Origin of the sequence: uncultured Tateyamaria sp., from assembly GCF_947503045.1 — a bacterium.
In the GTDB taxonomy this organism is placed as follows: domain Bacteria; phylum Pseudomonadota; class Alphaproteobacteria; order Rhodobacterales; family Rhodobacteraceae; genus Tateyamaria.
This window is the reverse complement of record NZ_CANNCF010000002.1, coordinates 329,007-342,826: the sequence shown is the minus strand read 5'-3', so window position 1 is coordinate 342,826 and position 13,820 is coordinate 329,007. Positions and strand designations below refer to the sequence as shown.

The following is a 13,820-nucleotide window of genomic DNA, read 5'->3' as shown; positions in this document are numbered from 1 at the left end:
GATATTCCTTATACGTTGTTGGTTTTGGGGCCTTTTCCAAGGCTCAAACGTTCGGCGGACAGGACCACAACCAGCGAAAACGCCATGACAAGGACGGCGTAGACCAGCGTGATCGCGGCTTGTTCGGGGTCAGTGGATTTGTCGCTGTCAAGGATTGCAATCGACAAAGGACGGTTGTTCACGTTGTAAAGGAAAGCGGACAGCGGATATTCGGTCAGCATTTCGTTGAATGTATAGCCCCCGGCCAACAGCGCAGTGGGTGCCACCAGTGGCATCGTCACGCGGCGAAACCGGTAAAGCCCCCCGGCGCCCATCGACCGCGCGGCCTCGTCATAACTTGGATCGATCCCCATGAAGGCCGCGCGCAAGAAACGCACCATCAAGGGCAGCGCGTTGATCGCATAGCCGATTGGCAGAATGATGAACGACCCCAGCAACACCGCGCGACCCACCATCAGGTTGGGCGTGTCAAAGGTCAGGATCAGACCGATTGCCAACAGCACGGACGGCACAACCCATGGCAGGAAAAACCCGATGTCCAATGCCCGCGTCATCCAATTCTTGTGTTTCACCATGATCGGTACGGCAAACAATGTGGCCGACAGACCCAACAGAACCGCCAAAAGCCCCATGCGCATCGAGTTAAAGAACGGTTCGAACGCGGCCCCACCAGACAGAACGCGGATGTAGTTGGACAGGGTAAAGGAGGACGGAAACACCTCTGTCCCGATGCTGGCCGCAGGTGCAAAGGAAAACGCGACAACCAAGGCAACAGGCAGGACATAGATGAACGCCAGCAGATAGGTCACCCCGTGGAATGCGACATTGGCGGCTGGGTTTTTGATCCGCTTCAGCTCAATCGGCACCGGCGTTTTGGCACCGCCAATATAGGACCCGCGCGCCTCGATCCACTGCATCAGGACGATGATCGACAGGATGAAAAACCCAAGGAACAGCGCCAGAAACGCCGCCATATCAGGCCGGTTCAGCGCGTTCAGCACCAGAATGATTTGGCTGATCATCGTAAAATCGCGCCCGCCGATAATCTCGGGCACCGCAAAGGACACGGTTGAGGTGTAGATCGTCAAAAGCATCACCGCAAAGAGCGTTGGCATGATGACGGGCAGGACCACGCGGCGCAGAATATGGATTTCAGAGGCCCCCATGCTGCGCGCGGCCTCCACCGTCGAATAATCCACCCGGCGCATCGCGGCGCGCAGAAACAGGTAGTAAAAACTCGTCAGCAAGAACGTCTGCGAATAAAGCACCCCATGCCCGCCGATAAACCAATCGGATGGCAGATCAGGTACGATCCCCTGTAAAATCTGGGTCACAATGCCCGACGGACCATAGGTGAATTTGTACCCTGTCGCAGCCACAACACTGCCAAAGACCAGCGGCACCGCAAAGGCAACTTTCAGAAAACTGCGGCCGCGGACGTGAAAATACTCAAGCGCCGCGACCTGGAAAATGCCAACAAGCCCCACGGTAAAGGTGGTCGCAATCGTCATCCAGGCCGTGTTGAGCAAGGCCTGCTTGACCCGGCGCGACCGCGATAGATCCTCGGTGATTTCACCGATCCGCAGGCTGCCACTGTCAAAGAATGCCGTGTAGAACGTCGTGATCAACGGCATGATCAGAAACGTGACCAGGAACCACGCAAGCAGTCCAAGCGCGGTCAGAAACGCCATCTGTTCAAGGCGAAAGGTGCCCCTCACGACGGAGTGTCCGGGAAGATGTGCCATGCACCGGGCCGCACGCTCAGCGACACATCCTGGCCCACCGACAGGTCTGGCGGGCACTCAAACCCATACATCGTGGCCAACACTGTCTCTGCACCCACTTGGCATTCAACACGCACCTGCGCCCCCAGGTATTCGATATGCGTGACGCAGGCTGGCACACCAGCATGGCCCGCGTTCATCAGAGTGTTTTCGGGGCGCACAAAAACGGTCCCGTCGCGCACCTGTCCCGTCAGCGCTTTGGCCAAGCCGGCAGTCAACGCATTTGCATCGCCGATGAATTTGCACACAAAGGCGTTTTGCGGCTGCTCATACAACACCCGCCCGGTGCCTATTTGCTGGGTGTGGCCATCCTTCAGCACGATCACCCGGTCTGACATCGACAGGGCCTCATCCTGGTCATGGGTGACAAAAAACGCGGTAAATCCAAACTCTGCCTGCAGGCGTTTGATTTCGCGGCGCATGGCAACGCGGACTTTGGAATCCAGATTGGACAGAGGCTCATCAAACAGCAAAACCTTGGCCCCCGTGATCAGGGCCCGCGCAATCGCGACGCGCTGCTGTTGGCCGCCTGACATATCCGACGGGCGTTTGTGCAACTGTTCCTCTATGCCACTGGCACGGGCAATATCCGTCACACGCTGCGTGATTTCAGCCATGGGGCGTTTGGCCACGCGCAGACCAAAGGCGATGTTTTCAAACGCACTCATCGTCGGAAACAAGGCGTAGTTCTGAAAGACGATCCCCACATCCCGTTGCTCTGCAGGTTTGCGGGTGATGTCCTGCCCTTCCAGCGTGATGCTGCCGGATGCGGCACCAATGAACCCGGCAATCGTGCGCAGAATGGTCGTCTTCCCACACCCCGACGGGCCCAAAAGCGAGACGAACTCACCCGCCGCCACATCCAGAGAAAAGTCATGAACGACTGTCACCGCGCCATATGCAATGTCCAGGTTTTTGATGGAAAGAACGGGATCTTGCATAAATATGGCGTTCAGTTCTTGGAATAACAGGGCAGGACGGCCAGCATGCACCGGCCGCCCCAAGCAAGCCGGAGGAGCGCCTACTTGATTTCAAGTTCAATCTTTTGGAGCCATCCATCAAGGTTGGCGGCGACAAGATCCCAGTCAATCGCCTGCGCCGAAACAAGCTGTGCCTTCGCCTGCACTTCAGCCGGGGCTGCGGCAATCGCATCGGGATGGGATGGCATTTGGCCAAACTCGGTCGCATAGGCAGCCATCACCTCGACCGACCCAAACCAGTCGACAAAGGCTTTGGCGGCGTCGGCCTGATCCGTGCCTGCCATCACCGCGATCCCTTCGGCGACAATCGGCGTCCCATTTTCGGGGTTCACCAGAACAGGATCATAGCCTGATTTGCCCGCTTCCCGGAACGCACCGCCAAACCAGTTGAGGTCAATCGCGGCCTCACCGCTCGACAGGGCCGCAATCTTTTCGTCGCCCGAACTGACCAGGACGCTGTTGCCATATAGATCGGCCATAAAGTCCCAGCCGTCATCGCTGACCGTGCCGTTTTCGTCTGCGAATTGCACAAGGATACCCGCAAGAATGACCTGCGTTGTGCCCCACTTGGTTGGTCCCAGCACGTAGTTTTGCGCATAGGCGTCCTTTGTCAGGTCAAGCCAGCCTGAAGGTGCCGCGTCTGCTGCAATGCGGTCAGGGTTGTAGGCAATGACAATCGGGGTTTGCCAAAATTTGTGCACAACGCCATCCGCATCACTGTAGGACGCTGGCAGGCCATCGGCCCAGGTCGGCACATGCGCCTGGAACATGCCCTGCGCCTTCAGCCGCGCCATCGCGATGTCATTCAGCCCCAGAACGACATCCGCCTGAGGATTGTTTTTCTCCGCTTCCAGACGTGAAAACAGCTCGCCACCCCCAGCGCGCAAGAAATCAACATCATGCCCAGCGGCCTCAGCCTGCGCTTCGATCCATGCAACATTGTCCTCACCCTGTGGCGAATAAATGGTGAGCGCCTCGGCCTGCGCCATACTGACCGTGCCCAACAAAGCAGCGGCCAGTGAAAATACCTTAGTCATATCTCTCTCCCTTGGAGCGGACGATCTCAGTCCACGTTACACGCCCTGTCGTCATAAACCTCCAGCATGACAATTAAATTACATTGCGTAATTTATATATTGCGTATTAGGTCCACCCTGTCAAACCCCTGTCTGGAAATACCATGAAGCCGCTATCCCTGAATGAACGTCGCCTTGTTGAGTTGGTTGTCGCAAATCCCGGTCTGGCGCGCGTTGATCTGGCCAAGCGATCCGGCATGACCGGGGCCAGCATCACGCGGCTGGTTGCGGGGCTGCTGGAACTGGGGGTTTTCTCTGAAAAGACTGATCACAAAGGGGAATCCGGCCAACCCAAAAAAATCCTCAGCGTGAATGCACAGCGTTTCTTTGCCGCGGGCGTCACCTTTTCGCTCAGTGAAATGGACGTGGCGATCATCGACTTTTCGGGGGCGATCAGGGACAGCAAGACCGTCAATATTCTTGGCCTGTCCACGGAACAAATTGCAGAAAAAACGCAAGAGGAAATCGCCGCCATGCGGCGGACAATCCAGATCGATGACGACTGTTTCATGGGCACGGGCTGCTCCGCCCCCGGCAACTTTGGACCCGCAGGCACCACCATCAGGGCGCATCAATTGTTTCAGGACTTCGATGATCCCAAGAAAGTTGCGGCTTTCGGTGCCCGCATCGACGGTGCGTTCTTTTTGGAGAATGACGGGTCAGCGGCGGCCCTTGGCGAGCATGTTTTTGGCCGACAACCGGATGACGGCGCATCGTTGTTTCTTGTCCATATCGGCTATGGGCTTGGTGGTGGCGCGGTTGTCGACGGCAAACTGTTCAGGGGCGAGACCGGGAACGCCTGTCTTCCCGGCGTGCTCTTTCCTTACGGCGCACCTCGACCCACCGCACAGGACTTGATGTCCCACTTGGAGGCATCGGATGCCAACATCAGTGATATCAATGAAATCAGCCACAAATTCGACGATCTGCAGGACGTGATCCAGCCATGGGTCACCCGCGCCGCCGAGCAGTTGCGCCACGTTGTGCGCGTGACCACCGGCTTTTTCGACCCATCAATCATCATCATTGGCGGACGCCTTCCAATGGCGATCAACGCAGCATTGGTGGCCGAAATAAACGCCACACCGCTTGAGGGCCCGTCACGTGGACTAACCGCAGCCCACGTGCGTTCATCAACCTTGGGGCCCAAAGCCGGTGCCGTCGGTGCCGCCTGCATTCCTCTGTTTCAGTCGTTCTTTGGCGGGTCTTATTGGGATACCGGAAGCAACTATCTCAATGGAAGGCGAACAGAAGCAGCAGGGTAAGTGTGCAATGGCACTCACATTCCATCGTCCGGCGGGAATTATCGTTTCCGCGTTGAAAACAGACCTCGGCGCTGTTTGAAACGGCATTGGCGGGCGCCCCTGATTGGACTCCCGCTCGGGCCAGCGACATCAGCCCTTGGGTCAGCATTTTCGCATTGTGAATTCAGGCAGTTTTGGGCGCAGCCGCAATCCGGAGGATCGGAGCCTCGTAGCGTTGATAGATCAACATTTGACCGGCATCCGCAACGACTCCAATGTCGATCCAAGGATAAGCCTCACGGTATTCCGCGATGTTCGCAATGCCTGTCGCCGGGCCCTGACCACCGGTGACGAACCAGGTTTTGACCTGCCGTAACTTCGTGACGATCTCGTCCGGCTTGTGTCGCTTGATACCCATATTTGATCCTCCGTTTCCTAACTATAGGGGCGGACCAATTCAGTGGGGGAAGATCACAAGACGTTACGTTCACTGAATACATGCAAAACTGCGGGACAAAACCAAACCACGATCATCGATGGGTTTGTTTGTTTGCCAAACGTTGCTGCCATGCGTGTTTCGGCAGAAAACCCCGGGTTCGAAAACACGAATGATCCCCCGGTTGAGGCGCGTTTTACGGCAAAGGCACAACCGCAAATGCAGACATGGGCGCGACTGGGCCGAACTCAAACTTTGTCCGACAAAGCCAAACTTTGCAGACACCAACTCACTGAACACGCACGCGAACGCCGCCGAGGGCGTCGTCAACCCGCACCTTTCAGCCCGCTTTCTTGCCGATCTTCGGCTCTGTCCCCGCACGGATGCGCGCGATGTTGGCGCGGTGCCGCCAAAAGATCAGCAGCGTCAGGATCATGCCCAGCACCATCGCCTGAGCCGCACCAAGAAACAGCATCAGAAAGGTCGAGGCGGCCGCAGCCACCAGTGCGCCCATCGACGAAATCCGGCTGATGCCCGCACCCACCAGCCACGCGATGCAGGCGCCCACACCCACCGGCCAGTGCAGGGCCAGCAAGAGGCCAAGGAATGTCGCCACTCCCTTGCCCCCCTTGAAGCGCAGCCAGACCGGATAGCAATGGCCCAGCATCGCAGCCAACCCGGCGAGTTGGGCGGCATCTTCGGACCCCGTGGCGAACCGCGCCAGCAGCAGTGCGGCGGCCCCTTTGCCTGCGTCCAGAAGCAGCGTCAGGGCGGCGGCGGCCTTGTTGCCGGTGCGCAGCACGTTGGTCGCACCTATATTGCCCGACCCGATCTCGCGCAGGTTGCCCAGACCCATCACCCGCGCCAGCACCATGCCAAACGGGATCGAGCCCAGCCCATAGCCAATCACGGCCCAAAGCAGCAGAACAGCAGAGGAGGTTTCGATCAGCGGCATGGCAAGCCTATGTTACATCAGGGTTTTTGGTAGACGGAGACACCCGTCACATAAGTCGCCAAAACCTTACCCTGCATCCGTGCACCGTCAAAGGGGGTGTTGCGCGATTTGGACTGGAGTGTGGCCCGATCCATCACGAAGGGGGCGTGCGGATCAAAAAGCACAAGGTCCGCCGGGGCCCCGACGGCCAGCCGTCCGCAGGGCAGGCCCAGCCGCTTGGCGGGGTTCAGCGACATCGCGCGCCACAGGTTGGGCAGGGTGACGTGATCGCTGTGAAACAGGCGCATGGCTGCGGGCAGCAGGGTTTCAAGCGCGACGGCACCGCTGGCGGCGGCCTCGAAGGGCAGGCGTTTGCTTTCCTCGTCCTGGGGCGTGTGCATCGACGAGATGGTGTCGATCAGCCCGGATTGCACGGCTTCGGCCATGGCGATCCGGTCTTCTTCATCGCGAAGGGGCGGCTTGATCTTGAAGAAGGTGCGGTAGTCGGCGACGTCCAGCGCGTTCAGTGTCAGGTGGTGGATTGAGGTGCCAGCGGTGATGTCGAACCCGTTCTGTTTCGCCCGTTCCAGCGGGGGCAGGGCGCGCTGGGTGGTGATCTGATCGGCGTGGTATTTCACGCCCGTCATTTCGATCATCGCGATGTCCCGGTCGAGGCCCATCCGTTCGGCCATGGGTGAGACGGCGGGTAACCCGCGCAGAGAGGCGAATTTGCCCGAGGTGGCCGCCGCCCCGGCGCTGAGGCCGGGATCCTGCGGGTGCCCGATGACCAGCGCGCCGAGGCTGCGCACGTAAGCCAGCGCGCGGGTCAGCACTTTGCTGTCGGTGACCACGTGATCGCAATCGGTGAAGGCCACGGCCCCGGCATCGAGCAGAAAGCCGATCTCGGTCATTTCGCGCCCCTGCCGCCCTTTGGTCAGCGCGGCCATGGGCAACACGTTGACGGGCGCGGCCTCGCGGGCGCGGCGGATCACGAATTCCAGCGTCTCGGGGTTGTCGATGGCGGGGTCGGTGTCGGGGCGGGTGACCATGGTGGTGACCCCGCCTGCCGCAGCGGCCAATCCGGCCGAGCCAAAGCTTTCCTTGTGTCGCTCGCCGGGTTCGCAGACCTTGACCCCGATGTCGACAATGCCGGGCGCGAGGTGTTTGCGGTCGCAGTCGATGACCTGATCAAAGTTGACAGCTGTCAACTTTTCTCCTTCGAAATCAGTGCGTTGCGTTAAGACTTCGGTAATCTTTCCGTCGCGGACAACCAGCCCGCCGGTGGTGACGGTCCCGGCCTCGGGGTCGATCAGCTTGGCGTTCTTGAACAGCAGATCGCTCATGCGGCCTCCGCTCTGGCGGCAGGGAAGGAGGGAAAGAGGGACATGACGCTCCTGAATCTGGACCCGCCCGCCTTGTCGGGCAAAGCGCGCGGATTGTCCAGTCACACGGCCCATGCCCCCCCTCAAAGCACACCCAACGGTGCCGCAGGGTTTGCTTTTGTGCAGGCGATGGATAATCCTGCGATCAGACCGCCCGGAGCGGGACGAGACACGTCGCGCCGGGCACAGGGACAGGGGATAGGACGCCTTGACCAAAGCCGACACATCTCAGGACAAGAAGACCCAGATCCTGAGCGCTGCAACCATATTGCTGGCCCGGCAGGGTCTGCAGGCCTTTTCCTATGAAGCGCTGGCCCACGAGGCGGGCCTCTCGCGGCAATTGATCCGCTATTACTACGATGACCCGGACGACCTGATCGCCGATCTGTGTGATCACCTTGGCAATGCCTATCGCCAGACGCTGGTGGCGGGGGTTGTGGATATCGGCCAGGTCGAGCGGTTGGGGTTCTTCATGGATTTCTTCTTTGACCTCGCCGAAGGGTACCCGATGCCCGACAAGCTGGAGGTCTATGACGCGATGATGGCCTATGCGGGTGGCTCAGAGCAGGTGAAGGGCCGGATGCGTGGGCAATACCAGACCCTTGGGCAGGTGATGGTGCATGAGCTGGCCATCGCCCATCCTGCCCTCACGGGTGAGGCCTGTGAAGAACTGTCCTTTTTGTTTGTGTCGATGATGCACGCCCATTGGAGCTTTGTGGCGAGCCTTGGCTACAGCCGCGATCACGGGCGACTGGCGCGCAAGGCGATGGATCGGCTGATCGCGTCATATGTGGCCGAGACGCAGTTTACCCCTTGCATGGACAAGCCCTGGGCGCTGGACGGCTGACATCCCGGATCAGCGGAACTGCATGATCGTGGCGCCCTTCAGGCAATGGGGAAAGAAAGGAAAGCTGTCGGTGGCGAAATAGGTATAGGTGCCGTTCAGCATCGCGCCGTTGCATTCATCAAGGTTGCCGCTGCCTGCGACATAGGTCCAGTCCTGCACATAAGTGCCGTCATGCGCGCCACCCGGCGCGGTCACGCGGGTGCCGGATTGAAGCTGATAGGACGATTGCGCCCTGTCCCCGACATAGTGGATTTCGAACCCGTCCGCGGCCCAGCCAATCAGCGATCCGCGTGCATTGGCGAGGGGGTCGGCGATCCCGTGATAATGGTAGAGGCCGCGGTGATCGACATGGGCGTTGTTCTGATCAAGGCCAAGCGCGTCGCCTGCGCCCATCCCGTCGAGGCGCCAGCCCGAGGCCGGATTGCGCGAATGTTTGCGCCGGCTGCTGGCGTCATACCAGTCGGCGGTTCCCGGGCGGATGATGATCCCGTTGATGGCGATGCCGATGGTTTCAACCTCGCGTGCCTGTCCGGAATAGTCCGGTGTGGCATCCACGCAGAACCGGATGCGCTGTTTCGAGATCCTGTGCGGGTTGCCTGCGTTGGGAAAGGTCCCAGTCGCGTGATCCGGCACGCCGTCAGAGGACACGCATCTGAGGTCCTTGGACACGGTGATGCTGCTGTCGGCGAGGGCAGCGAGGGGAGTGAGCACGAAAGCGAGAAGGTAGCGGATCATCGTGGGTCCTTTTTTGGTCGGTTTGTCTTGGTTACACGCAGGGTGTGCGGGATTCCGTCGGAGGTTTTTGAGTGGGGGTGTTCGTGTGCGGCGAGCCAGTCCGCGGGGTGGCGAAGAAACGCTGTTTCCCGGGCGGTTTATGGATCGAGGATATCTCTCGGCTGGCCTGTCGCACCAAGATCAGCCAAATCGCCAGCCCGGTGGGGCGGCATCGTCCATTGTCTCTCGGACCAAAGGCGAGACATTTCCCGATCGATCGATCGGCGCTTCGCTTGATTCCGATCTTTGGTAGGGAGGGCTTGGGCGGGCATTCGCAACGGCTCACTTTATTGATGTATTTCCGCACCCTAGCGACGTCACACCTGTAAAAGTTTTCAAACTGCACGCTTGCGCGACGCAATTTGAGGTGCAAAGCTCGATTTATGAGCAGAATAAAAACGCTGATTGCAGGCGCGCTGATCATGACAGGCCTCAGTGTCCCCGCGCGCGCGCAGGACGATCTTGTGCTGATCTTTGCCGGATGCACGGGCCGGATTTCGGCCGAAATGGAATTTGCATGGCTGATGGGCGATGTGCGCGCGGATGCGTTGCAGGCGCAGCGGCAACGCTTTGTCTCGATCCTTGATGCGGTGATGCCAACCGAGCGGGCGCGCGAAACGCTGAACCACCGGGTCGAGGCGAAACTGGCGCATTCCGCGATGCTGACCACCGCCCATTTCGGCACGGATGCGCGGCTGTCCCGGCTGGCCAAGCAACAGACCCAACTGAACGTGCAGACCTGTCGCACGCTGCTGCTGGAAAGCTGACTGCGCCCATCTGTGCCCGTTTGGCGCACAGAAATCGCGCACAGCGCGTCAAATTCGCCTAATAATTGATCCGTTTCGACGATGTGCCCATGAAACTGGCAGGTTCGACTCGGCCCCGACATCCTCGCGCAGCTAAGCAGGCGGCGGTCCTGTTCGGGCCGATGAATTGTGCGGTGGCGTCAGTCTTGGAACCCTGGACACCACCGCACGCGCCAAACTTAAAGCGCTTGGGTGATATGTGGTCTGAGGACCTGTTTCGCAATCCCCTCGCGCACTGCGCTAGAGGATACGCAATGTCAAAGACCCTTTTTGGAACCACCGCTGCCGTGCTGCTGGCGACTGTGCTCCCCGCTGCTGCACAGGACTGCCCGATCAAGGTGGGTGTGCTGCACTCGCTGTCCGGCACGATGGCGATTTCGGAAACCACGCTCAAGGACACGATGGAAATGCTGGTTGAACAGCAGAACGCCGCAGGCGGTGTGCTGGGCTGCGAGTTGGAGGCCGTTGTGGTCGACCCCGCGTCGGACTGGCCGCTGTTTGCTGAAAAAGCACGCGAATTGCTGACCGTGCACGAGGTCGACGTGATCTTTGGCAACTGGACATCCGTGTCCCGCAAATCCGTGCTGCCCGTGATCGAAGAGTTGAACGGTCTGCTGTTCTACCCTGTGCAATATGAGGGCGAAGAGTCCTCGAAAAACGTATTCTACACTGGCGCTGCCCCCAACCAGCAGGCCATCCCGGCCACGGATTACTTCCTTGAAGAGCTGGGCGTCGAGAAATTCGCGCTGCTTGGCACCGACTATGTCTATCCCCGCACGACCAACAACATTCTTGAGGCCTACCTCAAGGACAAGGGCATCGCGGCCGAAGACATCTTTGTGAACTACACGCCCTTTGGTCATTCCGATTGGTCCAAGATCGTCGCAGACGTCGTCGCCCTTGGCGCGGATGGCAAGAAAGTTGGCGTGATTTCCACGATCAATGGCGATGCGAACGTGGGCTTTTACAAGGAACTGGCCGCTGCCGGTATCTCTGCCGATGACATCCCCGTCGTCGCATTCTCGGTTGGTGAAGAGGAACTTGCGGGTCTCGACACCTCCAACCTCGTCGGTCACCTCGCGGCCTGGAACTACTTTCAATCCGCTGAATCCGATGCGAACGAAGCATGGGTCGAAGCGTGGAAAGCCCGCATGGGTGAGGACCGCGTGACCAACGACCCGATGGAAGCACATTACATTGGCTTTAACATGTGGGTGAATGCGGCCACCGCAGCGGGCACCACGGATGTCGATGCCGTGCGCACCGCGATGTACGGGCAGGAGTTCCCGAACCTCACGGGTGGCACCGCTGTGATGCTGCCTAACCATCACCTCGCCAAGCCCGTGCTGATCGGTGAAATTCAGGCCGACGGACAGTTCGACATCATCAGCCAGACCTCCGAAGTGCCGGGCGATGCGTGGACCGACTTCCTGCCTGAATCCGCTGTGCTGGTGTCGGATTGGAAAGAGCTGGGTTGCGGGATGTACAACACCGACACCAGCACCTGCGTGCAGATCAAATCCAACTACTGATCTGACTGAAATAACAAGAAAAATCAGGGGGCGACATGTCGCCCTCTGCTCACCTGGGGCGGGTACACATGCAACGACTTCTGGCTTTTTTCCTGTGCCTCATGTTGGCGCTGCCTGCTGCGGCGCAAGATGCGGACGCGCCCATTCAACAGGTGATGCAGACCCATGCCGATCTGATCGCCAAGGCCTCGCGCCGCACCATCCAGACCGCCATCGACGCACTCACCGCCAGCGGCTTGCCCGCCGCCCAGGAGGTGATGGAACGCTGGCAGGACAAAGAGATGTGGCAGGACGAAACCACCGGCCTGTTCGTCTTTGTCGAGGAAATCGACCGCGACACGATCCGCATCTTTGACATCAGTGACGGCACCGATCTGGGCGAAGTTCCGGACGACAGCTACAAACAACTCAAACCCAATAGCGGCGTGCGCGGTCTGATCGCGGCGGGCCTTGTGAAATTCCAGTTGTTCGATGACAGCCCCGCCATCCGTCGCCTTGCGCTCGACGCCATCGCCCGCGACCCGGAACAGGGCCACCTTGCCGCCCTGCGCGATGTGATCGCCGATGAACCCAGCCCCGCACTGGCCGCCATCATGACCCGGCTGGAACGGTTGCTGACAATCGAATTCGGGGATGATGAGGCCGAAAAGATCGCGGCGATTGCACATTTCGACGGTGATCTGGGTGTCGATGCACGCGCCGCTCTCAACCCCCTTGTCACCACGCGGATCGAAGTAGGCGAAGCTGTTCCCGAAGGCCCCGAAGTGCTGCGCACTCTGCGCCCCGGTGACGAGGCCTTGCCGAAAACCCAAGCCTATCAACTGCTGGTCGATGCAGACCTCGCGCCGCCGCTGATCCCGGCCAGCGAAGTGCGCGAGGCGCTGATCCGCAACATCGACGGTAGTACCGTGGCGGGTGTGCAGGTCGCGAGCCTTAACACCGACCGCGCCCGCAATGCCGCCTTTGCCACGCTGGTGGCCGAAGGTTTGGCCGAACCCGCCGCCACCGAAGAAGAGATCGACACAGCACTCGCCGCCTACCAGTTCTTTGAGGTGTTCATCGGTGCCCCGCCCACCGTGGCGCTGGCCGCTAAGGACGTGCTGAGCGGCATCGAAACCAAGCTTGCGCTGAACCAGACCGCCGATCTGGCGCTGGATGCCATCTCGCTCGCGTCGATCTATTTCCTTGCCGCCATTGGCCTCGCGATCACCTTCGGCGTCATGGGCGTGATCAACATGGCCCATGGCGAGTTCATCATGATGGGGGCCTATACCGGCTATGTCGTGCAACTCTTTGTGCCCGATCACACTCTGTCGATCCTGCTGGCGATCCCGCTTGCCTTCATGGTGACCTTCGCCGCCGGGGTCGCGATGGAGCGGCTGGTGATCCGCTGGCTTTATCACCGGCCCTTGGAAACCTTGCTGGCCACGTTCGGGGTGTCCATCGCGCTGCAGCAGCTCGCCAAGAACATTTTCGGCACGCAGGCCCGCCCGCTGACCGCGCCCGGCTGGCTGGACGGGTCGATGGTGATCAACGACGTTGTTTCGATCAGCTATATCCGCATTGCGATTTTCATCCTCGCGCTGATCTTCCTTGCGCTGTTCCTCATCGTGATGAACCGCACGCGGCTGGGCCTAGAGGTGCGCGCCGTGACGCAAAACCCGCGCATGGCGGCGTCCATGGGCATCAACCCGGACCGGATCAACATGCTCACCTTCGGTTTCGGGTCGGGCATTGCAGGCATCGCAGGGGTCGCCATCGGGCTTTATGCCAAGGTGACCTCGGAAATGGGCAGCGATTATATCGTTCAGAGCTTCATGACCGTGGTTGTGGGCGGCGTCGGCAACATCTGGGGCACACTTCTGGGCGCGGCCATGGTGGGGTCCATGCAGAAGGGGATCGAGTTCCTCAACCCCTCCAACACGCTGGCGGCACAGACCTACATGATCCTGTTCATCATCCTGTTCATCCAGTTCCGCCCCCGCGGCATCATCGCCCTCAAGGGCCGCGCGGCGGAGGCCTGAG

12 protein-coding genes are annotated in these 13,820 nt (G+C 59.8%); 5 read left to right on the top strand and 7 right to left on the bottom strand.

Going from position 1 to position 13,820, the window contains the following annotated elements; all coding sequences use genetic code 11:
• Positions 1–8: 8 nt before the first annotated feature.
• From Q1A89_RS10090 to Q1A89_RS10080, 3 genes are all read right to left on the bottom strand, one after another.
• Positions 9–1,745, bottom strand: a complete 1,737-nt coding sequence (locus Q1A89_RS10090; RefSeq protein WP_299727104.1) for an iron ABC transporter permease — start codon at positions 1,743–1,745, stop codon at positions 9–11.
• Complete coding sequence (locus Q1A89_RS10085) at positions 1,715–2,674, bottom strand: ABC transporter ATP-binding protein (RefSeq protein ID WP_299727101.1); 960 nt, start codon at positions 2,672–2,674, stop codon at positions 1,715–1,717. Before Q1A89_RS10085 ends, Q1A89_RS10090 begins: the two co-directional genes overlap by 31 nt.
• Before the next feature lie 131 nt (positions 2,675–2,805).
• Entirely contained in the window at positions 2,806–3,801 is a 996-nt protein-coding gene (locus Q1A89_RS10080) for an extracellular solute-binding protein (protein WP_299727098.1), read from the bottom strand.
• A 143-nt stretch (positions 3,802–3,944) separates the two neighbouring features.
• Between Q1A89_RS10080 and Q1A89_RS10075 the strand changes: the two genes are divergently transcribed.
• The gene (locus Q1A89_RS10075; protein WP_299727096.1) at positions 3,945–5,105 is read left to right on the top strand and encodes an ROK family transcriptional regulator; all 1,161 of its coding nucleotides are present in this window, start codon (positions 3,945–3,947) and stop codon (positions 5,103–5,105) included.
• 163 nt (positions 5,106–5,268) lie between these two features.
• Here the strand turns inward: Q1A89_RS10075 and Q1A89_RS10070 are convergent, their stop codons facing one another.
• From Q1A89_RS10070 to pyrC, 3 genes are all read right to left on the bottom strand, one after another.
• Positions 5,269–5,502 (bottom strand): hypothetical protein, encoded by a 234-nt coding sequence (locus Q1A89_RS10070; protein WP_299727093.1) that lies wholly within the window; start codon positions 5,500–5,502, stop codon positions 5,269–5,271.
• 358 nt (positions 5,503–5,860) lie between these two features.
• On the bottom strand, positions 5,861–6,475 hold the full coding sequence (gene plsY / locus Q1A89_RS10065; RefSeq protein WP_299727091.1) for a glycerol-3-phosphate 1-O-acyltransferase PlsY: 615 nt from the start codon (positions 6,473–6,475) through the stop codon (positions 5,861–5,863).
• 17 nt (positions 6,476–6,492) lie between these two features.
• On the bottom strand, positions 6,493–7,797 hold the full coding sequence (gene pyrC / locus Q1A89_RS10060) for a dihydroorotase (protein ID WP_299727089.1): 1,305 nt from the start codon (positions 7,795–7,797) through the stop codon (positions 6,493–6,495).
• Positions 7,798–8,044: 247 nt separating this feature from the next.
• On the opposite strand from pyrC, the gene Q1A89_RS10055 reads away from it, so the two are divergent.
• The gene (locus Q1A89_RS10055) at positions 8,045–8,683 is read left to right on the top strand and encodes a TetR/AcrR family transcriptional regulator (RefSeq protein ID WP_299727087.1); all 639 of its coding nucleotides are present in this window, start codon (positions 8,045–8,047) and stop codon (positions 8,681–8,683) included.
• A gap of 9 nt (positions 8,684–8,692) precedes the next feature.
• On the opposite strand, the gene Q1A89_RS10050 is transcribed toward Q1A89_RS10055, so the two are convergent.
• Positions 8,693–9,418, bottom strand: a complete 726-nt coding sequence (locus tag Q1A89_RS10050) for a YHYH protein (RefSeq protein ID WP_299727085.1) — start codon at positions 9,416–9,418, stop codon at positions 8,693–8,695.
• Between the two features lie 422 nt (positions 9,419–9,840).
• On the opposite strand from Q1A89_RS10050, the gene Q1A89_RS10045 reads away from it, so the two are divergent.
• From Q1A89_RS10045 to urtB, 3 genes are all read left to right on the top strand, one after another.
• On the top strand, positions 9,841–10,224 hold the full coding sequence (locus tag Q1A89_RS10045) for a hypothetical protein (RefSeq protein WP_299727083.1): 384 nt from the start codon (positions 9,841–9,843) through the stop codon (positions 10,222–10,224).
• A 293-nt stretch (positions 10,225–10,517) separates the two neighbouring features.
• Positions 10,518–11,795, top strand: coding sequence for an urea ABC transporter substrate-binding protein (urtA, locus tag Q1A89_RS10040; RefSeq protein ID WP_299727080.1), 1,278 nt, complete (start codon positions 10,518–10,520; stop codon positions 11,793–11,795).
• 101 nt (positions 11,796–11,896) lie between these two features.
• Positions 11,897–13,819 (top strand): urea ABC transporter permease subunit UrtB, encoded by a 1,923-nt coding sequence (gene urtB / locus Q1A89_RS10035; protein ID WP_299729107.1) that lies wholly within the window; start codon positions 11,897–11,899, stop codon positions 13,817–13,819.
• Position 13,820: the final 1 nt, after the last annotated feature.

What these genes read in the sequence shown, in the direction of transcription:
- Q1A89_RS10045 (WP_299727083.1), top strand. Translation starts at nt 9,841, where the DNA reads ATGAGCAGAATAAAAACGCTGATTGCAGGCGCGCTGATCATGACAGGC.
- Q1A89_RS10090 (WP_299727104.1), bottom strand. Translation starts at nt 1,745, where the DNA reads ATGGCACATCTTCCCGGACACTCCGTCGTGAGGGGCACCTTTCGCCTT.
- Q1A89_RS10050 (WP_299727085.1), bottom strand. Translation starts at nt 9,418, where the DNA reads ATGATCCGCTACCTTCTCGCTTTCGTGCTCACTCCCCTCGCTGCCCTC.
- pyrC (WP_299727089.1), bottom strand. Translation starts at nt 7,797, where the DNA reads ATGAGCGATCTGCTGTTCAAGAACGCCAAGCTGATCGACCCCGAGGCC.
- urtA (WP_299727080.1), top strand. Translation starts at nt 10,518, where the DNA reads ATGTCAAAGACCCTTTTTGGAACCACCGCTGCCGTGCTGCTGGCGACT.
- plsY (WP_299727091.1), bottom strand. Translation starts at nt 6,475, where the DNA reads ATGCCGCTGATCGAAACCTCCTCTGCTGTTCTGCTGCTTTGGGCCGTG.
- urtB (WP_299729107.1), top strand. Translation starts at nt 11,897, where the DNA reads ATGTTGGCGCTGCCTGCTGCGGCGCAAGATGCGGACGCGCCCATTCAA.
- Q1A89_RS10075 (WP_299727096.1), top strand. Translation starts at nt 3,945, where the DNA reads ATGAAGCCGCTATCCCTGAATGAACGTCGCCTTGTTGAGTTGGTTGTC.
- Q1A89_RS10080 (WP_299727098.1), bottom strand. Translation starts at nt 3,801, where the DNA reads ATGACTAAGGTATTTTCACTGGCCGCTGCTTTGTTGGGCACGGTCAGT.
- Q1A89_RS10070 (WP_299727093.1), bottom strand. Translation starts at nt 5,502, where the DNA reads ATGGGTATCAAGCGACACAAGCCGGACGAGATCGTCACGAAGTTACGG.